The sequence below is a fragment of the Pseudomonas sp. AM4(2022) genome, from assembly GCF_036346515.1.
GTDB classification, from domain to species: Bacteria; Pseudomonadota; Gammaproteobacteria; order Pseudomonadales; family Pseudomonadaceae; genus Aquipseudomonas; species Aquipseudomonas paracarnis.
Window position 1 is genome coordinate 164,595 of sequence record NZ_JAOTNW010000001.1, and the last position, 20,604, is coordinate 185,198.

Annotated in this window: 14 protein-coding genes; 7 read left to right on the forward strand and 7 right to left on the reverse strand. The window is 60.6% G+C overall.

Translation table 11 applies throughout. The features are described from left to right. Position 1 precedes the first annotated feature (1 nt). The 4 genes from ODQ19_RS00725 to ODQ19_RS00740 all read right to left on the reverse strand — a co-directional run bounded on the left by ODQ19_RS00725 (position 2) and on the right by ODQ19_RS00740 (position 5,213). The gene (locus tag ODQ19_RS00725) at positions 2-760 is read right to left on the reverse strand and encodes a molecular chaperone (protein ID WP_330209087.1); all 759 of its coding nucleotides are present in this window, start codon (positions 758-760) and stop codon (positions 2-4) included. A gap of 61 nt (positions 761-821) precedes the next feature. Continuing rightward, positions 822-2,054 (reverse strand): hypothetical protein, encoded by a 1,233-nt coding sequence (locus ODQ19_RS00730; RefSeq protein ID WP_330209088.1) that lies wholly within the window; start codon positions 2,052-2,054, stop codon positions 822-824. A 31-nt stretch (positions 2,055-2,085) separates the two neighbouring features. Continuing rightward, the gene (locus ODQ19_RS00735) at positions 2,086-4,608 is read right to left on the reverse strand and encodes a CS1-pili formation C-terminal domain-containing protein (RefSeq protein ID WP_330209089.1); all 2,523 of its coding nucleotides are present in this window, start codon (positions 4,606-4,608) and stop codon (positions 2,086-2,088) included. Positions 4,609-4,715: 107 nt separating this feature from the next. Further along, the gene (locus tag ODQ19_RS00740; RefSeq protein WP_330209090.1) at positions 4,716-5,213 is read right to left on the reverse strand and encodes a CS1 type fimbrial major subunit; all 498 of its coding nucleotides are present in this window, start codon (positions 5,211-5,213) and stop codon (positions 4,716-4,718) included. Positions 5,214-5,697: 484 nt separating this feature from the next. On the opposite strand from ODQ19_RS00740, the gene ODQ19_RS00745 reads away from it, so the two are divergent. Then, entirely contained in the window at positions 5,698-6,207 is a 510-nt protein-coding gene (locus ODQ19_RS00745; protein WP_330209091.1) for a PadR family transcriptional regulator, read from the forward strand. Continuing rightward, positions 6,204-6,971: a siderophore-interacting protein gene (locus ODQ19_RS00750; RefSeq protein ID WP_330209092.1), complete on the forward strand. Its 768-nt coding sequence runs from the start codon at positions 6,204-6,206 to the stop codon at positions 6,969-6,971. Before ODQ19_RS00745 ends, ODQ19_RS00750 begins: the two co-directional genes overlap by 4 nt. 47 nt (positions 6,972-7,018) lie before the next feature. Here ODQ19_RS00750 and ODQ19_RS00755 read toward each other — a convergent pair whose 3' ends face one another. Continuing rightward, a complete protein-coding gene (locus ODQ19_RS00755) occupies positions 7,019-7,645 on the reverse strand; it encodes a Pr6Pr family membrane protein (protein WP_330209093.1) in 627 nt (208 codons plus the stop codon). Positions 7,646-7,649: 4 nt separating this feature from the next. Then, on the reverse strand, positions 7,650-7,883 hold the full coding sequence (locus ODQ19_RS00760) for a VF530 family DNA-binding protein (protein ID WP_032893373.1): 234 nt from the start codon (positions 7,881-7,883) through the stop codon (positions 7,650-7,652). 170 nt (positions 7,884-8,053) lie between these two features. Between ODQ19_RS00760 and ODQ19_RS00765 the strand changes: the two genes are divergently transcribed. The 4 genes from ODQ19_RS00765 (at position 8,054) to ODQ19_RS00780 (ending at position 15,443) form a co-directional block, all read left to right on the forward strand. Continuing rightward, positions 8,054-10,072, forward strand: a complete 2,019-nt coding sequence (locus ODQ19_RS00765) for a TonB-dependent receptor (RefSeq protein ID WP_330209094.1) — start codon at positions 8,054-8,056, stop codon at positions 10,070-10,072. A gap of 480 nt (positions 10,073-10,552) precedes the next feature. Beyond that, the gene (locus tag ODQ19_RS00770) at positions 10,553-12,970 is read left to right on the forward strand and encodes a glucose/quinate/shikimate family membrane-bound PQQ-dependent dehydrogenase (RefSeq protein ID WP_330209095.1); all 2,418 of its coding nucleotides are present in this window, start codon (positions 10,553-10,555) and stop codon (positions 12,968-12,970) included. A gap of 168 nt (positions 12,971-13,138) precedes the next feature. Then, positions 13,139-13,984 (forward strand): 2OG-Fe(II) oxygenase, encoded by an 846-nt coding sequence (locus tag ODQ19_RS00775; RefSeq protein WP_116667277.1) that lies wholly within the window; start codon positions 13,139-13,141, stop codon positions 13,982-13,984. Between the two features lie 34 nt (positions 13,985-14,018). Next, the gene (locus ODQ19_RS00780; protein WP_330209096.1) at positions 14,019-15,443 is read left to right on the forward strand and encodes a pyridoxal phosphate-dependent decarboxylase family protein; all 1,425 of its coding nucleotides are present in this window, start codon (positions 14,019-14,021) and stop codon (positions 15,441-15,443) included. A 15-nt stretch (positions 15,444-15,458) separates the two neighbouring features. Here ODQ19_RS00780 and ODQ19_RS00785 read toward each other — a convergent pair whose 3' ends face one another. Continuing rightward, the gene (locus ODQ19_RS00785) at positions 15,459-17,795 is read right to left on the reverse strand and encodes a putative bifunctional diguanylate cyclase/phosphodiesterase (RefSeq protein ID WP_330209097.1); all 2,337 of its coding nucleotides are present in this window, start codon (positions 17,793-17,795) and stop codon (positions 15,459-15,461) included. Positions 17,796-18,127: 332 nt separating this feature from the next. On the opposite strand from ODQ19_RS00785, the gene lon reads away from it, so the two are divergent. Further along, on the forward strand, positions 18,128-20,548 hold the full coding sequence (lon, locus tag ODQ19_RS00790; RefSeq protein WP_330209098.1) for an endopeptidase La: 2,421 nt from the start codon (positions 18,128-18,130) through the stop codon (positions 20,546-20,548). The last annotated feature ends 56 nt before the right edge of the window (positions 20,549-20,604 follow it).

The following is a 20,604-nucleotide window of genomic DNA, read 5'->3' on the forward strand; positions in this document are numbered from 1 at the left end:
ATCACCCGTTACTGTTAACCGACATCGGTTTTTTGGCACGGCCTTCGATCATCTGAAAGCTGAATTGGCGTTCAGGCCTTTTCTCGAATACCAACTGGCGGCCGGGCAGGATGTGGTGCTTGGTAGTGGCTTCACAGTCGGTTTTTTTCGCCACCGAACAGTCCCTGAACTCATCGAGGACCACGACGCTGTTGCCGGCGTTGCGCAGGGTGTACTGGCTGGCGGTCTCGCTGATTTGCGTATCGAAACGGGTGTCTTTGGGCCTGACGAAAAACACCGTGCCATAGCCCGCCATGACATTGACCCCGGCCGCCAGCGCGTCCTTGTACTCGGCACGCTCTTCATCGGTCACGGCAAAGTCATCTTCCTTTTCCGGCACCACCGGAATGAAGCGCACGCGGAAGTAACGCTCGGTGTCGCGTTCCCCCATGTACAGCAGGCGCGTGCCCTGGCGACCACCGGCCGGCACGATCATCCGCGCCGGGCTGGCCATCAGGCCGTCTCGGCTGGTGGCGGCGCCCTTGGCGTCGGTCATCGAGGCGATGGGTACTTCTTTTGAGGTGCCGTCGGCGTTGTAAACGATTTCCAGCACATTGACCTTAATGAACGCGGTGCTGGTGCCGCCGTTGTAGACCCGCTTGAGGTAGGAGCTGCGATCACCTTCCAGGTAGTCGTACACCACCCCCACATTGAGGGCCGGCCCGGCGTGCGCCGTCAATGACGCCAGCAACAGCCCTACTGCTAACACTGCATGTTTCATGTTTGATTACGCCTTATAGATTGAACGCAGCCCAGCGGGCTGATGTGCGATGAATGGCCGCCTAGACTTCCGAATCCCAGACCACGGTCACCACGCCAAAATAGGTACTGCCCGGCTGCTCGAGCATCTGCTTCACATCGTCTTTTTCGACTTCAAAGTGCAGGTTGCCGGGGCGGTTGTTGACGTAGAACTGTGGTTGGAACAGCTCGGTGTCCACACCGTCCAGGCGCAATGGCACCTTGTTTACCGGCTGTTCGTGCTGGTCGTTCAGGCCAAAGGGCAGCGTTACACCGACCTGCAACGGCACCTCATCCCCCGTGCCATTGCGCAGGCCGCAGGTGTTGCCGATCGCCAGGCCACACTCGAGCGTCATCTTGAAACGCCCGCTGGCGGATATGACGAAGGTCTGGTCGCGGAACAGGCGCGATGGTTGGCGCCCGCGATTGAGCCAGGCTTGCCAGCCGCCTTCGGGCAACAGCTCGACGCGGTTACCGCCTGGCGGCAGGTCAACCTTGAGGTTGTGCTCCACCGACAGGGTGAAGTTGAAGGTGAGGGTGTTCTCATCAGGGATCATCGCATCGCCGAAATCGACGTCACCGCCCGGCCCCATGCTGTAGGTGATGCTCCCCTCATACACACCCGCGTCCATGCCCAACGGGTTGGGGGTCTTGAGTTCATAGCCGTACTCAAGCGTGGTGTAGCTCATGCGCTCAATGGCATAACCGTTGGTCACACTGCAAGCCCCGGCGTTTTCAGGCACGATCCAGAAAAACAGCGCGAAATTTACCCCTGCCGCAATGTAATTGATCGGCATACACGGCGGGGGCGCCCCGTACCAGTAGCGGTTCCAGTTTGAATCCGTAGTCGTCCAAGCTGAGACCGGTGCATTCCACCGCCCTCCAATTCCAGCCATGCGCATCTGTACCGTTTCCACTCTGCCAGTGCCCCGGTGGGTCACTTGCAGGTCGCGGAACGCTGAAGGCACCTTGAAATAGGCGCTCTTGCGTGGGTCGTCGGGATAGGCCGGTATCGGCCCGGCGGAGTTGGCCCGGAACGCGCTGTTGCGGATACTGAAGGTGTTGACTGCCTCACATCGGGCCGGAACGTGCCAGGGGCACAACCCACTTTGCGGCGTGGTATTGGTAAACTTATTGCTCATTGGGTTAGAGGGATCAGGGCGAAACACAGCAGTGATTTCCTCCACAATAGCCAGCGCCGGCAGGCTGAAAGAGCCCAACGCCAAGGCCAGCGTACACGGCCCGATGGTGCGTTTTAATGCTGCGATAACGCTCATAAAATCTCCGGTTCCATTATTCAAACCACCGTCAACCGGCGGTTTCGCCCTTAACGGTGGCTTCGGCCAAGGTGTCCGGCGTGCAACGCAAATCACCAATCATCAACACGTCGTTTTCGTTCGGCGCATTGCTGGGGTCCAGGCGGAACTGGCAGAGCAACTGGTTCTGGTAGCGCACCTGCAGGGTCGGCGCGCTGGAGCTCATTTCCATGGAGAAGAACCCGTCCACTTCACTGACACCACGGCTGGCGTGGTTGATCACGTGGTGCCCCCTCAGCGGCACGCCGCGCTCATCCAGTAACCGGCCGAGCACGGTGACGGTTTTCATCACGGTGATCTTGCGGTAGTCCACGCCCCCCTTGTTCAGGTGATAACTGGAGCGCGCGGGTTGGATATTGGCCGCTGGCGGGTGGTTGCCGTCGAAGTCGAAGCTCACGCTGCTGCTCTTGTAGGCCGAGACCGGCACGTAGTTGCGCCCTGGGCGCAACACCGAGCTGCCGCCACCAAGATCGTCAGCGCGCAGGGTGATTTCATCGAGGTCGGTTTCCACGTCGATGATCATCCCGGCACCGTTGCCCTGGTACTGGCTGCTCAGCAACATTTTTCCGGCACCGGCAACGAAGGTGCTGTTGAGGTTCAAGCCACCGCTGAAGTCACCGTTGAAGGAACTGCGCTGCACGAAGCCGTCGCCGCTGACCGTGTCGGTATTGAAGCTGGCCATGCTCGACAGGCCGACGCCATAGGTGTCGCTGATCGCCGTCGCCGAGACGCTTTGCAGCAGGTGCTCGGTGAGGTCCTGGCGGATGGTCACCGACGCGTTATTGTCGCGCCCGCCATCACGGGCGGTGCGGGTGCCGAGGCTGCCGGAAATCTGCCGGCCATCGCTGCCCAGGTTCAGGCTGAGGCTCACGTCGAGCCCGCGATTGCGTGCGTCGTTGGTGCCGGACGTGCCGGGCCGGTCGAACACCGAGAAACGCCAGTTGGCATCGCTGCCGAGCAATGTGTCATGACGGCTCCACCCCAGGTCTATACCGGCGCCTTCCACATTGCCTTCGCTGTGGGACAGACGCATGTTCAGGGTATTTTTCGCGTCGAGGCGATGGTTGACGGACAACGCCGTGTTACTGGCTTCGCCGACAAAGGTGTTGCGCCGCAGACGCGTACCGTCCGACAGGGTTTCGTAGGTGTCACGGGTGTCGAGCCAACTGCGGTTGTGGCTGAACACCAGGTTGGTCGCACCAAAGGTGTAGAGCCCTTGCAGGTCCATGCCCGTGCCATGTTCCTGGGTTTGATACAGGTTGGCGTAGACGCTGGTGTTGTTGGCCACCGTCCAGTCCACCGAGCCGCCGTATTGCAATTGCTCGCGCACCTGGCGTGCCGACAGGCCGAGGATCACCCGGGGGTGCAACAGGTAGTTGAGGGACGCGCCGGCCGTCATCGCGCCTGAGGCTTGCTCATCCCAGTTGCTGAACAGCTTAGTCTCGCGCCCGGCAAATATGTTGTAGCGCCAGCGGTCTTCGGCGTTGCGCCAGTTGCTGGGCTTGTACACCAGCTCCTGGGTGGTGCTGGTAGTCAGGCCGTCTTCTACCAGACGCACTTCAACTTCATAGATGCCGCCGGGCAGTGGCCGGGTGTCCAGAGTCTGCAGGCCGGCCGCTACCGCCTGGGTATTGATCAACAAACCATTGCGGTAGATCTCCACCGCCGCCTGGCGGTTGGCGGTAACGTAGATCGGGTACACACTGGGCTTGGAATTGTTGATGGCCAGGCTGTCGGAACTGCCATACATCAGGCCCAGCGCCGTATCGGGGCTGGCGCCGAAGCTGCGCAGTTGACGGGTCAGGCCATCGGAATTGGGGGTGAAGTGGCCGAGGCGGAAAAACTGCCCTTCCAACTCACGCTGGGTGTATAGCTCGTGGATCGCATGGCGCACTTGTTCTTCATCGCCACTTTGCCGCGCCAGTTGCAGGTTGAACACCTGGCTCCAGTTGCCAAGGCTTGAACTGGCTTGCAAGCCGTAGCGTCCGCCCAGGCTGTCTTCCTGACTGCCGTTGAGGTTGAGCTGGTTGTTGATGATCAGCCCGAGGCTGCCGCCTTCCGGCTGGTCGTAGAAGCGCGGGGTGTCATCACTGCGTTCGACGTCCTGGGTGAGGATCGCGAGCTGGGAATTTTCCAGGTTGTAGAACGCCGAGATCATCTTCTCCGGGCAGGTCTGGGTGCAGGCGCCCAATGCCACGCCCTTCTCCAGCAGCGCTTGCCAGGTGTCACGGGTGGCGGCAGGGACTTTGCTATCGCCGGTATCGGTAAATTCGAGCAGGGTCACCCGGTCATCCCGCGACAAGACGATCAGCGCCTCGCCCAGCAGTTGCTGATCGAGATCCACGCGCACCGCCAGCGGCACGTCGAAAAAGTGATCGCTGAAACCCGCAGGCAGGCCTTGGGCCTGGGTAATCAAACTGCCAAGGGTGGCAGCGCCGGAAGCAGCAGGTGCAGCCAACGCACTCGTACACATCAGCAGCGCAAGCGCAGCCGCGATAGGCGTCATCGGAAACATGAACGGATACCCTGAATGCCAAGAGATAAAAAATCAGGTCGGCGGACAGAGAAGGAAATCAGCCGACCTGCAAGCAAATGCCCGTGGTCAACGGGCATGCATTGGCATCAAAGTGTTGGCAGTACGGCGTCGAAGATCACCGGCATCACCGCGGTGTAGGAGCCGCGTTGAGTGGCGGTAGGCTTGGCCGCGACGATGCGCATTTCGGCGCCCACGCCTGGGGTGGAGTCGGCTTCGTTGACCACTTCCTGAGGCGTGCCGGTCAGGGTGACGCCGTTGAGGCTGGTGGTAAGCGGGATGTTCTGCGCAGCGTCACCGTTGAACAGTACAGCCGGGCCACCTTCGATGTAGGCGGCGACCGAACCGTTGGTGTTCTTGATGTCGTAGATGGCGCTCAGGGGCGCCAACTCACCGCTGACCAGGTTGTAGGTCATGGTTTCGTCACGACCCCAGTTTGGATCGCGCGGCTGGGCGTGGAACACGGTGGTCGGGATGTTTGCCTTGAGGTTGACGGTGTGGCTGGCTTCACCGGCAGCGATAGCCGTGACCGAGGAAGACAGCGCCAGAACGGCCAGGGGAACAGCGACAGCAAACTTCTTGAACATGGTCAATACCTATAGTTGACAACATTGATTGGTTCGTCACCAAGGAAACCCCTTAACAACGAAATACACTGCCGGTTAGTTGAACCACACAATGCCTAACAATGTTCTACGCAAACTAAAAGCAGGTATGCAGGCACACTCCAAAATGCGCGTAGCCCTTGTAAACAGGGCTTGAACGAAAAAGATGGCATTTAGCCAAAACTTTAAAAGTATCCGTAGGAAATAAACTACGTAGTTAAAAACGCACTAAATATTGTGCTGTAAGAAACGGACCATACGAGTAAGAAACAACCGCAAAACAACAAGCCTTGATATAAATTCGAGCGACAACTCTAATTAAAGTTATAACTCTAAAGCCAAAGAAGATCTACCCGGCTTATTTCACTCAGTGGCGAAGCCAGCATTGACCGTTGGTCGCCAGAGGCTATCGCCCACCCAAAGATATATCTTAAGTTATATCTAAACCTGCACAGAGGACTGGCACATGAAACACGAGCCTCGCGGCGAGTTTGAAAAACGCGGCGGCCGCGGCCCACGGGTATTCGCCCCCGGCGACCTGAAGTTGCTGCTGTTGTCACTGATCGCCGAGCAACCTTGCCATGGCTACGACCTGATCCGCCGCATCGAGAGCCTGTTCGACGGCGCCTACAGCCCCAGCCCCGGCGTGATCTACCCCACCCTGACTTTTCTTGAAGAGAGCGAGCTGATCAGCGGCGACGCCGATGGCGGAAAAAAACGCTACACAATCACCGACCCCGGTCGTCTCTTCTTAAGCGAGCAAGCCGTTGCTCTGGACGGTGTGCGCATGCGCCTGGATGTCAGCAAGCGCTCGCTGCGTGGCCACGACCGCCCACCGCAAATCCATGAGGCGGTGCACAACCTGCGCCACGCCTTGCATTCGCATAACGGGCACTGGAGCCCGGAAGAAATCATTCGTGTCGCGGCGCTGCTCAATCGCACCGCCCAAGCCATTGCCGACGGGACAGACCAATGAACACTCAAACCATTCATCGCGTAACCCACGAAATCAAACGCCGCCGCCTGCAAGTATTGCGGGTGGTCGATCTCACCCCGCGCATGCGCCGCGTCACCCTGGGCGGCCCGGAATTGGCGGGTTTTATCAGCCTGGGCAGCGACGACCACATCAAGCTGTTGTTCCCGCAGAACGCCCAAGAGCAGGCGGCGCTGGAAAGCCCGACCTTCAGCATCAAGGGCGACGGCCCACAACCGGCGATGCGCGACTACACGCCACGGCGTTACGACCTGAGCATTGGCGAGCTGGACATCGACTTCGTGCTGCACGGCGATGGCCCAGCCTCCACGTGGGCCGAGCAGGTTCAGGTCGGCCAGCACCTGTATATCGGCGGGCCACGTGGCTCGATGATCGTGCCGGATATCTTCGACAGCTACCTGCTGATTGGCGATGAAACGGCGATCCCGGCCATCGCTCGGCGCCTGGAAGAATTGCCCGCTGGGCGCAAGGTGTTGGCGGTGATTGAAATCGCCGATGCGACGGAACAACAGGCGCTGAACAGCGCAGCCGAAGTCGAGGTGATCTGGGTTCTGCGCGGCCAGGATGACCTGCTCGATGTGGTGCGCAACCTGACGCTGCCCAGCGGCACGCTGTACAGCTTCGTCGCCACCGAAACCAAGCTGTCGCGCCAGGTACGGCGGGTACTGCTGGACACGCACAAGGTCAACGAGGAATACCTCAAGGCCGTGGGTTACTGGCGTGCTGAGGGCAGCGACGAAGAATAAATAAGGTGGGAGCTGGCTTGCCAGCTCCCACCTTAATGGTGCTCACTTTAAATCGAGGGGGATTTGAGGTGCTTGTCCAGGCCAATGATCGCCAGCGCGATGACGATGAACCCTGCCAAAATCCCTGCGGCATTCACAAACACCTGTGGATAACCGAGGCTGTCCACATCCATGAACGGGTACTGATACTGCCCGAGCATGTGCCCGCGCAGCAGCACATAACCGAAGTACACCAATGGGTAGATCACCCAGCCGGCAATATGTTTGAGCCGCAACGTACCCTTGGGCACACACCGCCACCAATACACCACAAACAACAACGGCATGACGTCGTGCAGCAATTCATCGGCGATAAATTGAAAGCCTTGCGGGCTCCACAGATGCCGCAGCAGCAGGTTGTAGGCCAGGCTCACCACCACGATGCTCGCGGCAATCGCGCTACTGATGCGGGGCGCGAGGAAAAACCGCTTGGCGGCAGAGTCGCGCTCGACCAGTGAATAGCTGAGCACCACGACCACCAGGGTATTGGTCAGCACGGTGAAGAAGCTGAAGAAACTGATCAAGCCGCCCAGCAAGCTCGCACCACTGGTCCAGCGCGAATGGAGAATCAGGTATTGCTGGATCGCCAACCCCACCCAACCGGCCAACGCGGCCGCCGCGACAAAGCGCTTCATGCATTCAATCCAGTGGGCGTTTGGTACGCATCAGCTTGACGTACAAGCCTTCGACCTTTTCCCGCGCCCAGGGGGTTTTGCGCAGGAAGGTCAGGCTCGACTTGATGCTCGGGTCGCTCTTGAAGCAGCGGATATCAATGCGCTCGGCCAAGCCGCTCCACTCGTAATGGTCCACCAGGGTGGTGAGCACGTGTTGCAGGGTCACACCGTGGAGCGGGTCGTTGCTTGTCGCGGTCATGCCGGGCCTTTTGCAAAAAGAGGAAACACAGCCGCGCACCTTAGCCGACGGGGCGTGCAGGTGGAAGCATCGCATTGAATATAGCCCCTGGGGAAAAGTTCCCCTTCCTAGCAAAAAGGAGATGTTATATTGTAACTTTAATTAACAGTCATTTTTCCTAGGAATATCCGATGTCGTTGCCTTCTCTCTGGCGCTTGTCCCCTCTCGCCGCCGCCCTGTTGATGGGTTCCCAGGCCCATGCCCTGGAACTGCCGCCCCAAGTGGTCACTGGCAACCCGCTGGGCAGCGAACAGCTGGCCTCGCCCACCACTGTGCTGGAGGGCGATGACCTGACCCTGCAACAAAAAGGCAGCCTCGGTGAAACCCTGAACAAGCAGCCGGGCGTGTCGTCTTCGTACTTCGGCCCAGGGGCCAGCCGCCCGATCATTCGCGGTCAGGATGGTGACCGTATTCGCATCCTGCGCAACGGTGTGGGCGCGCTGGATGCCTCGTCGCTGTCTTACGATCACGCTGTGCCACTGGACCCGATCAACGTTGACCGCATTGAAATCGTGCGCGGCCCGGCCGCCTTGCTGTACGGCGGCAGCGCCATCGGCGGCGTGGTCAACACCTTCGACAACCGCATCCCCACCGAGGCCATTGAAGGCATCCATGGCGCGGGTGAACTGCGCTACGGCGGTGCCGACACCACCCGCAGCAGCGCAGGCAAGCTGGAAGCCGGCAACGGTACGTTCGCCTTGCACCTGGATGCCAATGCGCGCGAGTTCAACGACCTTAAAATCCCAGGCTATGCCCGCAGCCGGCATGCACCGGAGAGCGAAAACGGCCCCGGCAAAAACGGGCGCCTGGGTAACAGCAATGGGCGTCAGGACGGTGGTGCGGTAGGCGGTTCCTACACCTGGGATGATGGTTATGCGGGGCTGTCCTACAGCAATTACGACAGTAACTACGGCTCACCCGCCGAGCAGGATGTGCGCATCCGCATGAAACAGGACCACTACGCCTTTGCGTCCGAGATCCGCAACCTGCAAGGGCCGTTTACCTCGGTGAAACTCGACGCCGGTTACACCGACTACGAACACCGAGAAATCGAAGGCGGCGAAACCGGCACCACCTTCAAGAACAAAGGCTATGAAGCGCGGGTGGAAGCTCGTCACCAGCCGATAGGCCCATTCGATGGCGTGGTCGGCGCCCAAGTGACGCGCAACGAGTTCTCGGCCCTGGGCGAAGAAGCCTTCGTACCGCAGACCGACACCAACGCCGGCGCACTGTTTATCCTCGAAGAAATGCAAGCCACCGAGCGCCTCAAACTCAGCCTAGGCGCACGTCTGGAACACACCAGCGTCGACCCGAACGCCAAAGGCAACGAGCGCTTTGCCAATGCCGACAAGAGCAGTAACTTCACCGCCGGTAGCCTGTCGTCTGGTGCGGTGTACGCCCTCACGCCGATCTGGTCCCTGGCCGCCACCCTCGGCTACACCGAACGCGCGCCGACCTTTTACGAGCTGTACGCCAACGGCGCCCACGTTGCCACCGGTACCTACGAGTTGGGCGATGCCAACCTGAAGAAAGAAAAGGCCGTGTCCAGCGACCTGGCCCTGCGCTTTGACAACGGCACCCACAAGGGCAGCTTCGGCGTGTTCTACAGCCACTTCTCCAATTACATCGGCTTGTTGGGCACGGGTCGTACCCTGAACGATGAAGGCGAAGAGGACGCGGGCGGTATTCCCGAGTACGAATATTCTGGCGTGCGCGCGCGTTTCGCCGGCTTCGAAGCCCAGGATCACTGGAAGCTCGGTGAAGGCGCCTACGGTAAGTTTGCGCTGGAACTCTCGGGCGATTACACCCGCGCCACCAACCTGGACACCGGCGAAGCCTTGCCACGCATCGCGCCCCTGCGCATGAGCAGCGGCCTGCTGTGGGAACTGGACCGCTGGCAAGCACGTATCGACGTGGAACATGCCGCAGGCCAAGGGCGTGTGCCGGATAACGAAAGCGGCACCGATGGCTACACCACTCTCGGCGCCAGCGCGGGGTACCGCTTCAATGTGGGCGGCAGCCAGTGGCTGGCCTTCGTCAACGGGGAAAACCTGACCAACCAGACCGTACGCTATGCCAGCTCGATCCTGCGCGATATCGCGCCGGCGCCAGGTAGAAGCGTGCAGTTCGGCGTTCGCACTACCTTCTAGTCATCACCGCAAATCCTTTGTGGGAGCGGGCTTGCCCGCGAAAGCGCTGGGTCAGTCAACATCAATGTTTGCTGGGCCGACGTCTTCGCAGGCAAGCCAGCTCCCACATTTGATCGTCGTTGCGTTGAGCATTGCGTTCCCTTGACTGATCGGTATTGGGGCGACTATTTGTCACTGTTACCAAAACTGAAATGATGCATCTTGCGATTCACCCTTTCTCAAAACGCCCCGCCGCATTATCCTTCGCAACAATCTGAAACGCTTCAGCTCCCGGTCGACTCCTTTACCGAATCTCTTATTGCACAAAGACAGCGCTGTCTTGAATCGACCGGTGCTGGGAGATTGGTTGCCCGCCTGTGGATAACCCAGTTAGCCACAGAAAAAACCAAAAATAACGATGAACCAAGCCCGAGCCGAATCGTCATCTACAGTGAGTGAAGCACGGGGTTACATAATTCCAACGTAACGGAGAAACACACTATGAGCACTGATGGTGCCTCAAGCCCAAGCCGCCTGTTGCCCAGGTTGCTAGGCGTCTTGCTGCTGATCATGGGGCTGGCCTTGCTGGCTGGCGGCGTCAAGCTGAGCATGCTCGGCGGGTCGCTGTACTACCTGCTGGCCGGTATCGGCATCACCCTGACCGGCGTGTTGCTGCTGGCCACCCGACGCGCTGCGCTGGGCTTGTACGCCCTGGTGTTGTTCGCCAGCACCGTGTGGGCACTGTGGGAAGTCGGCCTGGACTGGTGGCAGTTGGTACCGCGCCTGGCCCTGCTGTTCGCCTTGGGCATCATCATGCTGTTGCCGTGGTTTCGCCGTCCGTTGCTGCGGGGCCAAGCGGCCCCGCTGGGTACCGGCGCGCTGAGCGTTGCCGTGGTGCTGGCGGGCGCTACCGCCCTGGCCAGCCAATTCACCAACCCAGGTGAAATGGTCAAGACCGGCCAACTGGACCGCGACGCGGTGCCGGGCATGGCCAGCGCTGCGCCGACCCAGGCCGATGGCGACTGGAACTCCTATGGCCGCTCGGCCTTCGGTGATCGTTACTCGCCACTGGCACAGATCACCCCGGAAAACGCCCATAAGCTGGTGCCGGCGTGGACTTATCGCACGGGCGACATCCCTGGCCCAGGCGATCCCGGTGAAACCACCGCGGAAAACACCCCGCTGAAAGTCAATGGCATGCTCTACGTGTGCACACCGCACAGCCAAGTGATTGCCCTGGACCCGGATACCGGCAAGGAAATCTGGCGTTTCGACCCGAAGATCACCACCCAGGGTGCTGAAAGCTTCAAAGGTTGGGCGCACATGACCTGCCGTGGCGTGTCGTACCACGATGACGCTGCCTACGCTTCCGAGCAGAGCCCGACGGGCACTGCCAGCCCGGCTGCCGCACCGAATGCCTGCCCGAAACGCATCTTCGTGCCGACCGCCGACACCCGTCTGATCGCCCTGAACGCCGACACCGGCAAGATGTGCGAAGACTTCGGCGACAAAGGCCAGGTCGACCTGCGTGCCAACATCGGCAGCTTCGCCCCAGGCGGTTACTACTCCACGTCGCCACCGGCCGTGACCAAGAACCTGGTCGTGATCGGCGGTCACGTGACCGATAACGTTTCCATCGACGAGCCAAGCGGCGTGATCCGTGCGTTCGACGTGCACACCGGCAAGCTGGTGTGGAACTGGGACAGCGGCAACCCGGACGACACCACCCCGTTGGCCGAGGGCAAGACCTACACCCGCAACTCGCCGAACATGTGGTCCATGTTCGCCGTGGATGAAAAACTCGGCATGCTCTACCTGCCGATGGGCAACCAGATGCCCGACCAGTACGGCGGCGACCGTACCGATGAGTCCGAGAAGTACGCCGCTGGCCTGACCGCTCTGGACATCGACACCGGCCACGTGAAGTGGACCTTCCAGTTCACTCACCACGACCTGTGGGACATGGACGTGGGCGGCCAGCCTTCGCTGATCGACATCAAGACCGCTGCGGGCGTGAAGCAGGCAGTGATGGCGTCGACCAAGCAAGGCAGCATCTACGTGCTGGACCGCGCCACTGGCCAGCCCGTGGTGCCGGTCAATGAAATCCCGGTGCCACAGGGCGCAGTGGCGGGCGACCGTACCTCCCCTACCCAACCTAAGTCCGACCTGAACTTCATGCCGCCGCCGTTGAAAGAACGCGACATGTGGGGCGTGACACCGTTCGACCAAATGCTGTGCCGGATCGACTTCAAATCCATGCGCTACGACGGCCCGTTTACCCCGCCGTCCCTGCAAGGTTCGATCGTCTACCCAGGCAACTTCGGTGTGTTCGACTGGGGCGGCATCTCGGTTGACCCAGTGCGCCAGATCGCCTTCGTGAACCCAAGCTACATGGCGTTCAAATCGAAGCTGATCCCGGCCGCCGACATTGCCAAGCAAGGCCCACGCGTCAGCGAAACCGAAGGCGTGCAGCCGAACAAAGGCGCTCCGTATGGTGTGATCCTTGAAGCGTTGCTGTCGCCGATGGGCCTGCCGTGCCAGGCGCCAGCCTGGGGCTACGTGGCCGCGGTCGACCTGACCAACCACCAGACCATCTGGATGCACAAGAACGGCACCGTGCGTGACAGCTCGCCGGTTCCAATCCCACTGACCATGGGCGTGCCTAGCCTGGGCGGTACGTTCACCACCGCCGGTGGCGTCGCGTTCCTCAGCGGTACCCTGGACCAGTACCTGCGTGCCTATGACGTGAAAAACGGCAAGCAACTGTGGGAAGGCCGCCTGCCTGCAGGCGCGCAAACCACCCCGATGACCTACACCGGCAAGGACGGCAAGCAATACGTGCTGGTCATGGCGGGCGGTCACGGTTCCCTGGGGACCAAGCAGGGTGACTATGTAATGGCGTTCAAACTGCCGGATTAAGTAGCACTGGCGGTAAAAAAAGCGGCGGCCCGAATGGGCAGCCGCTTTTTTTTTGCCTGCTGAAAATGCCCCTGCGGTTTCCCCTCAGCCCTTTAAAACTAATTTAGTGCGCACGCTCTGCGTAATACAAAAGGCGTACGGATAAAACTTTAAAGGGAGCTTCACTGCATGACGGACCATGTCGCTACAAAACCGATTCTTTCCACCCCCACAAAAATCCTGGAACTTGAACACCTCAATACTGCAAGTTTGAAAAAACTCATCAGTGGCGAAGTGCTTGCCATTCGGGTACCTGAATTTGCCAACGCAACCACCAGCGCACGGTTGATTCAGGCCATCGACGACACCGCCACCCTGGAACACTACGGCCATGAAACCTACGAAGAGGGGCGCGTCGTTCAGCACTTCTATGGTGTGCATCGCTGGGGCACCCCGTTCAATTCCACGTACGGCAAGGCCGCCGGCGGTGACGCCCAACAGAAATATTATGCAGACGCGGCCCGTATGCGCGGCCTTATCGACAGCCTCTGTGCGCCGCAAACGCCGCCCATTCAACAGCTGATGGAACAGTTCCAGGCGCTCTGGCCGCAAGGTGCAACCGCCGCTGCGTTCCAGGGCCGACCGATGTTCTGCGGGATCATCCGCGTCATGTTCCCGGAGACGGCGCACCTCTCGGAAACGGTGCCCCATGTGGATTGCCTGCCCCGCACAATCGCTGAACTGCAGCATCAGTTCAGCGCCAACATCTACCTGCAAACGCCGCCTTCGGGGGGCGAGCTGATCATTTGGGATACCCAAGCCTTTAGCTATGACGAGGTCAAGCGCTTCGAGGGTGCCCAACTGCCCGAACACTGTTTACAAAAACCGCTGCGCATCCGCCCACGCCAGAACGAACTGGTGCTCATCAATACCCGCCGCCCCCACGCCATCTGCGGGTTCGATTCGGGAAAACGCGTCAGCATGCAGTCGTTTATCGGCTATACCCCCGGTGAACCGTTTTACTTCTGGTGCTAATACTTTTATTGCTCATGCACATGGACGTCTATCTATGACCCCCGAAGAATTCCGCCAACATGGCTATGCCATGATCGACCTGATTGCAGACTACCGACAGAACATCGAACAACGCGGCGTGCAGCCCACCACCCAACCTGGCGAGATCAAAGCCGCCCTGCCGGTCAGCCCGCCTGAAACCGCCGAACCGTTCGAACAGATCATGGGCGACGTCGAAAAACTGATCATGCCCGGCTTGCTGCATTGGCAGCACCCCAGTTTCTTCGGGTTCTTCCCTTCCAATGTGGAACTGTCCTCAGTGCTGGGCGATTGCCTGAGCACCGGCCTGGGTGTGATTGGGTTGTCCTGGCAATCCAGCCCGGCCCTCACCGAAATAGAGGAAGTCACCACCGACTGGCTGCGCGACATGCTCGGCCTGGGCAGCACGTGGAGCGGTGTGATCCAGGACTCTGCGTCCACCTCCACGCTGGTGGCGCTTATCAGCGCCCGGGAACGCAGCTCCGATTACGCGCTGATGCACAACGGCCTGCAAAACAGCGGCGCGCCCCTGATCGTCTACACCTCAGCCCATGCCCACAGCTCGGTCAACAAGGCGGCGATCCTGGCCGGATTCGGCCAGAACCATATCCGCACCATCGCCACCGACGCACACAATGCAATGTCGCCCCAGGCACTGGCGCACGCCATCGAACAGGACCTGGCCGCTGGCAACACGCCCTGCGTGGTGATTGCCACCACCGGCACCACGGCTGCCATGGCGATCGACCCTCTGGCGGCCATTGGCGACCTCACCCAACGCCACGGTCTGTGGCTGCATGTGGACTCGGCCATGGCTGGCGCGGCGATGATCCTGCCGGAATGCCGGGCCTTGTGGGATGGCATCGAAAAGGCTGACTCGCTTGTGCTCAACCCGCACAAATGGCTGGGCGCGGCCTTCGATTGCTCAGTGTACTTCGTGCGCGACCCCGAGCATTTGATTCGCATCATGACCACCAACCCGAGCTACCTGCAGTCCAGCGCAGACGGCCAAGTGCGAAACTACCGTGACTGGCGGATCTCCCTGGGCAGCCGTTTCCGCGCCTTGAAGTTGTGGTTCCTGATACGCGAGCAAGGCGTCAGCGGCCTGCAAGCGCGGTTGCGGCGAGACCTGGCCAATGCGCGCTGGCTGGCAGAGCAGATCGAAGCCAGTGAGCACTGGGCACTGGTGGCCACGCCCGCCCTGCAAACCTTGTGCATTCGCCATGAGCCGCCGGGGTTGGAAGGCCAGGCACTGGACCATCACACGCGAGCCTGGGCAGAAAAACTCAACCAGTCAGGCGATGCCTACGTCACCCCCGCGATCCTGGATGAGCACTGGATGGTGCGGGTTTCTATCGGTGCACTGGGCACCGAACGCCAGCATGTCGAACGGTTGTGGGCGCGATTGCAAACCCTGGTCTCTGAAACGCGGCCGAAGTAGCCCACAGTTAACTGTTTAGGTAGGCACCCGCTCACGCCGCATCCACCGCTCGAACGCCATGGCGTTGAGCGGCCGGCTGATCAGGTAGCCCTGGGCCGTGTCGCAGTTCCAGCGTTTGAGCAGGGTGAGGCTGTGTTCGAACTCCACGCCCTCGGCCACCACCTTGAGCCCCAGGCTATGACTCATCTCGATGGTGGAACGCACAATCACCCCGTCGCCGCTGGTGCTGTCGAGGTTGCGCACAAAGGACTGGTCGATCTTGAGCTCTTGCACCGGCAGGCGCTGCAACTGTGCGAGGGACGAGTAACCAGTGCCGAAATCATCCACCGACAGGCTGATCCCGCAATTGCGCAGCTGCTCCAGCACGCTGAGGGCCTGCTGCGGGTTGTGCATGATGGCGCTCTCGGTAATCTCGAAAATCAAATGCTCGGCGGCCACCTCGTATTGGATCAGCAACGCGGTGACGCGAATGGCCAGATCATCATCCGCCAAGTCGTTCACAGAGATATTCACCGACAGCTGGATAACCAGGCCACGCTGCGCCCATTCGGCAATCTGGCGGATGGCTTCCTCGATTACCCACAGCGTTAGCGCGCCCATGCTGCCGGTGCGTTCGGCCAGGGGGATGAACTCCCCGGGAGACACTTGCCCCAGCGTCGGGTGTTGCCAACGCAACAAGGCTTCGGCCTGGCTCACATGGCCGTGCCGCAGATCGAGCTTGGGCTGGTAGCACAGGAACAACTCGCCTTCGATCACGGCGCGGCGCAAGTCGCGAATCAGGGTGATCTGGCGTTGGTGGGCGAGGTCGCGGTCCGGTTGGTAGATCTGCAAATGCCCCGGCAGGTTGGCCGCGTCGTGCCGGGCGATGGCCGCGCGGTTGATCAACTCTTCCACCTGCTGCCCATCAGCAGGGTACGCGGCGATGCCGATGCTCACCTCATGGCGCACTTCGTCATTGCCGATGCGCAGGGGTTCGGTCAACGCCCCATGCAACTGGTCGGCGCGGGCCACGGCAGAGTCGATCTCGGTGTTTTCCAGCAACAACAGAAACTCACTGCCGGCGATGCGCGCGGCGGTGTCGCTGGCCAACAGGCTCATGGACAAGCAGCGGCTGGCCTCGCACAACATGTGCTCGACACCTTCGGGGCCAAACCCTTCGTTGATGACCCGGTAGTTTTCAATCCCTACGTACACCAATACCACCGGCCGCCGTGCGCTGATCGCACTGCCCAGGCGCTCCATGGCCAGGGCACGGTTGGGCAGGCCGGTGAGCGGGTCATGCAAGGCATTGTGGGCCAGTTGCCGCTCGCGCAGGGCAATGCCGCTTTGCATGGCATTGAACGCACGCGCCAGCAGACCGAACTCATCGTGGCTGCGCACGCGCACCGGGGTGCGGTAGTCACCGGCCCCGATCCGTTCAGCGGCTTGCACCAGCGCATTGAGCGGGCGTGACACTCGCCGCGCCAGGAATAACGCCACCGCCAGCGAGACCAGCAGCACCGCCAGGGCAATCCCCATGAACTGCCGGTCCAGCGGCGCGAAGGATTCCAGCGCATGGTCCAGCGGGCTTTGCAGCAACACGCGCACTTCATCGCCTTCGCCGCTGTTGGCCAAGGGCAACACCTGGCTGAGCACACGCTGGCCATGGAACAGCTGGATCTTTGCCTCAGGATCGACCTGCGTGCCATGCAAGAGGCTGATGATGCTCGGGCGCCAATTGCCAGGGTGGGTGGTGAACAGCTGACCGAGATGGCCGTCCTGCACACTGAGGAACGACACCTCCAGGTTGCTCATGGAGCGCAGTTCATGGGCGAATTGCGTGTCCATGGGAAAGCCCATGACCACGCGGGCGATAGGCACAGGCCCGAGCACATCTTTTTGCACCAGCAAATAGGGGCGCCCGGCCATGGCGACGATCAACATTTGCTGGCCGCTGCGCCGCGCCTTGCGCAAGGCATCGGCATACGGGAACAGCTGGCCTCGCGTCTGCACCATTAGGGTACTGACCATGACCCTGTCATCCAGGCCCAGCACTATCACTTCGCTGGAACTGACCCCGGTGCCATGGGTACCCAGGGCCTCCAGGATCGGCACCGTGCGGCCACCGGCCACCGCCTGCTTGAACGGCCCATCGGCGGTGAGCCAGTCCAACCCGTACTGCAAGCGCCGCCCGCGCAGGTCCAGCAGGCGCTCGAACACCTGCCGCCCCGTGTTCAGCTGTACGTCGGCCTGGTTCTCCACCGCGCGAGTGGTGGCGGCCTTGACGGCAAAATAGGTGGCGGCCACGACCACCAGCAACAACAGCGCCAGCACGCCGGCTATGCGGGTCTGAAACGTGTGGCGCCAGTGCATGGCCGCGCCCTCGGGCCGTGCTCGTCGCTCTTGGCCGTGCTTTCCTTGTGTCATACGCGTCCCTGCCGACTGCTAACCGGCGTCAAAAAAACATCCTTTTTTAGCGGATATTTTATTTAAGCAGGTTAGCTGGGACTGAGGATAAGTAAACCCAATAAAATCTGGGCCTAGTCGTCATATTATTGACGATCAGTTCGAAAAGCGCCGACATAAAGTACCTTGACCGCACCTCTGCCGTTATTTCATGCAAATTGTTGCTAACGACGCCGCCCCATTGAAACCACCGCAACCCCGCCCCATCTAACCTGCATACTTACTGATGCAGGTGCCCCATGAGCGACCAGCAAGAATTTCCAGATTACGACCTCAACGATTACGCCGACCCCGAAAACGCTGAAGCCCCCTCGTCCAATACTGGCCTGGCCCTGCCTGGGCAAAACCTGCCGGACAAGGTCTACATCATCCCGATCCACAACCGGCCGTTTTTCCCGGCCCAAGTGCTGCCAGTGATCGTCAATGAAGAACCCTGGGCCGAAACCCTGGAGCTGGTGAGCAAATCCGACCACCATTCCCTTGCGCTGTTTTTCATGGACACGCCGCCCGAAGACCCGCGGCACTTCGACACCTCCGCCCTGCCGCTGTACGGCACCCTGGTGAAGGTGCACCACGCCAGCCGCGAGAACGGCAAGCTGCAGTTCGTCGCCCAGGGCCTGACCCGCGTGCGCATCAAGACCTGGCTCAAGCACCACCGCCCACCGTACCTGGTAGAAGTCGAATACCCGCACCAGCCCAGCGAGCCGACCGATGAGGTCAAGGCCTACGGCATGGCGCTGATCAATGCGATCAAGGAACTGCTGCCCCTCAACCCGCTGTACAGCGAAGAGTTGAAGAACTACCTCAACCGCTTCAGCCCCAATGACCCGTCGCCGCTTACCGACTTCGCTGCCGCCCTCACCTCGGCGACCGGTAATGAGCTGCAGGAAGTGCTGGACTGCGTGCCCATGCTCAAACGCATGGAAAAAGTGCTGCCGATGCTGCGCAAAGAGGTAGAAGTCGCGCGCCTGCAAAAAGAACTCTCCGCCGAAGTGAACCGCAAGATCGGCGAGCACCAGCGTGAGTTCTTCCTCAAGGAACAACTCAAAGTCATCCAGCAGGAGCTGGGCCTGACCAAGGACGACCGCAGTGCCGATGTCGAACAGTTCGAACAGCGCCTGCAAGGCAAGGTGCTGCCGGCGCAAGCGAAAAAACGCATTGATGAAGAACTGAACAAACTGTCGATCCTGGAAACCGGTTCGCCAGAATATGCGGTCACACGCAATTACCTGGACTGGGCCACCTCGGTGCCGTGGGGCGTGTACGGCGCAGACAAACTCGACCTCAAGCACGCGCGCAAAGTGCTCGACAAGCACCATGCGGGCCTGGATGACATTAAGAGCCGCATCCTCGAATTCCTCGCCGTGGGCGCCTACAAAGGCGAAGTCGCCGGTTCCATCGTATTGCTGGTAGGCCCGCCGGGCGTGGGCAAGACCAGCGTGGGCAAGTCCATCGCCGAATCCCTGGGGCGGCCGTTCTATCGCTTCAGTGTCGGCGGCATGCGCGACGAGGCCGAGATCAAGGGCCACCGGCGCACCTACATCGGCGCCCTGCCCGGCAAGCTGGTGCAGGCGTTGAAAGACGTGGAAGTGATGAACCCGGTGATCATGCTCGACGAGATCGACAAGATGGGCCAGAGCTTCCAGGGCGACCCGGCGTCGGCGTTGCTCGAAACCCTGGACCCGGAGCAGAACGTCGAATTCCTCGACCATTACCTGGACCTGCGCCTGGACCTGTCCAAAGTGCTGTTCGTGTGCACGGCCAACACCCTGGACTCGATCCCGGGCCCGTTGTTGGACCGCATGGAAGTGATTCGCCTGTCGGGCTATATCACCGAAGAAAAAGTCGCCATCGCCAAGCGCCACCTGTGGCCCAAGCAGTTGGAAAAAGCCGGCGTGGCCAAAAACAGCCTGACCATCAGCGACGGCGCCTTGCGCGCGTTGATCGACGGTTATGCGCGAGAGGCCGGCGTGCGTCAGTTGGAGAAGCAACTGGGCAAGCTGGTGCGCAAGGCGGTGGTCAAGCTGCTGGATGAACCGGATTCGGTGATCAAGATCGGCAACAAGGACCTGGAAAGCTCCCTGGGCATGCCCGTGTTCCGTAATGAACAAGTGCTGTCCGGCACCGGCGTGATTACCGGCCTGGCCTGGACCAGCATGGGCGGCGCCACCTTGCCGATCGAAGCGACGCGTATCCACACGCTCAACCGCGGCTTCAAGCTCACCGGGCAGCTGGGTGAAGTGATGAAAGAGTCCGCCGAAATCGCCTACAGCTACATCAGTTCCAACCTGAAGTCGTTTGGCGGCGATGCGAAATTCTTCGACGAAGCCTTCGTGCACTTGCACGTGCCGGAAGGCGCCACGCCGAAAGACGGCCCGAGTGCCGGCGTGACCATGGCCAGTGCGTTGCTGTCCCTGGCCCGCAACCAACCGCCGAAAAAAGGCGTGGCGATGACCGGCGAACTGACCTTGACCGGGCATGTACTGCCGATTGGCGGGGTGCGTGAGAAGGTGATTGCGGCGCGGCGCCAGAAGATTCACGAGTTGATCTTGCCGGAGCCGAATCGTGGCAGCTTTGAGGAGTTGCCGGATTATTTGAAGGAAGGGATGACGGTGCACTTTGCCAAGCGGTTTGCGGATGTGGCGAAGGTGCTCTTCTGATAGATCTCTAGCGCCTGGACTGGCCCTATCGCGGGCAAGCCCGGCTCCCACAGAGA

What these genes read in the sequence shown, in the direction of transcription:
- ODQ19_RS00780 (WP_330209096.1), top strand. Translation starts at nt 14,019, where the DNA reads ATGACCCCCGAAGAATTCCGCCAACATGGCTATGCCATGATCGACCTG.
- ODQ19_RS00750 (WP_330209092.1), top strand. Translation starts at nt 6,204, where the DNA reads ATGAACACTCAAACCATTCATCGCGTAACCCACGAAATCAAACGCCGC.
- ODQ19_RS00730 (WP_330209088.1), bottom strand. Translation starts at nt 2,054, where the DNA reads ATGAGCGTTATCGCAGCATTAAAACGCACCATCGGGCCGTGTACGCTG.
- ODQ19_RS00775 (WP_116667277.1), top strand. Translation starts at nt 13,139, where the DNA reads ATGACGGACCATGTCGCTACAAAACCGATTCTTTCCACCCCCACAAAA.
- lon (WP_330209098.1), top strand. Translation starts at nt 18,128, where the DNA reads ATGAGCGACCAGCAAGAATTTCCAGATTACGACCTCAACGATTACGCC.
- ODQ19_RS00760 (WP_032893373.1), bottom strand. Translation starts at nt 7,883, where the DNA reads ATGACCGCGACAAGCAACGACCCGCTCCACGGTGTGACCCTGCAACAC.
- ODQ19_RS00755 (WP_330209093.1), bottom strand. Translation starts at nt 7,645, where the DNA reads ATGAAGCGCTTTGTCGCGGCGGCCGCGTTGGCCGGTTGGGTGGGGTTG.
- ODQ19_RS00765 (WP_330209094.1), top strand. Translation starts at nt 8,054, where the DNA reads ATGTCGTTGCCTTCTCTCTGGCGCTTGTCCCCTCTCGCCGCCGCCCTG.
- ODQ19_RS00725 (WP_330209087.1), bottom strand. Translation starts at nt 760, where the DNA reads ATGAAACATGCAGTGTTAGCAGTAGGGCTGTTGCTGGCGTCATTGACG.
- ODQ19_RS00770 (WP_330209095.1), top strand. Translation starts at nt 10,553, where the DNA reads ATGAGCACTGATGGTGCCTCAAGCCCAAGCCGCCTGTTGCCCAGGTTG.
- ODQ19_RS00740 (WP_330209090.1), bottom strand. Translation starts at nt 5,213, where the DNA reads ATGTTCAAGAAGTTTGCTGTCGCTGTTCCCCTGGCCGTTCTGGCGCTG.
- ODQ19_RS00745 (WP_330209091.1), top strand. Translation starts at nt 5,698, where the DNA reads ATGAAACACGAGCCTCGCGGCGAGTTTGAAAAACGCGGCGGCCGCGGC.
- ODQ19_RS00735 (WP_330209089.1), bottom strand. Translation starts at nt 4,608, where the DNA reads ATGTTTCCGATGACGCCTATCGCGGCTGCGCTTGCGCTGCTGATGTGT.
- ODQ19_RS00785 (WP_330209097.1), bottom strand. Translation starts at nt 17,795, where the DNA reads ATGCACTGGCGCCACACGTTTCAGACCCGCATAGCCGGCGTGCTGGCG.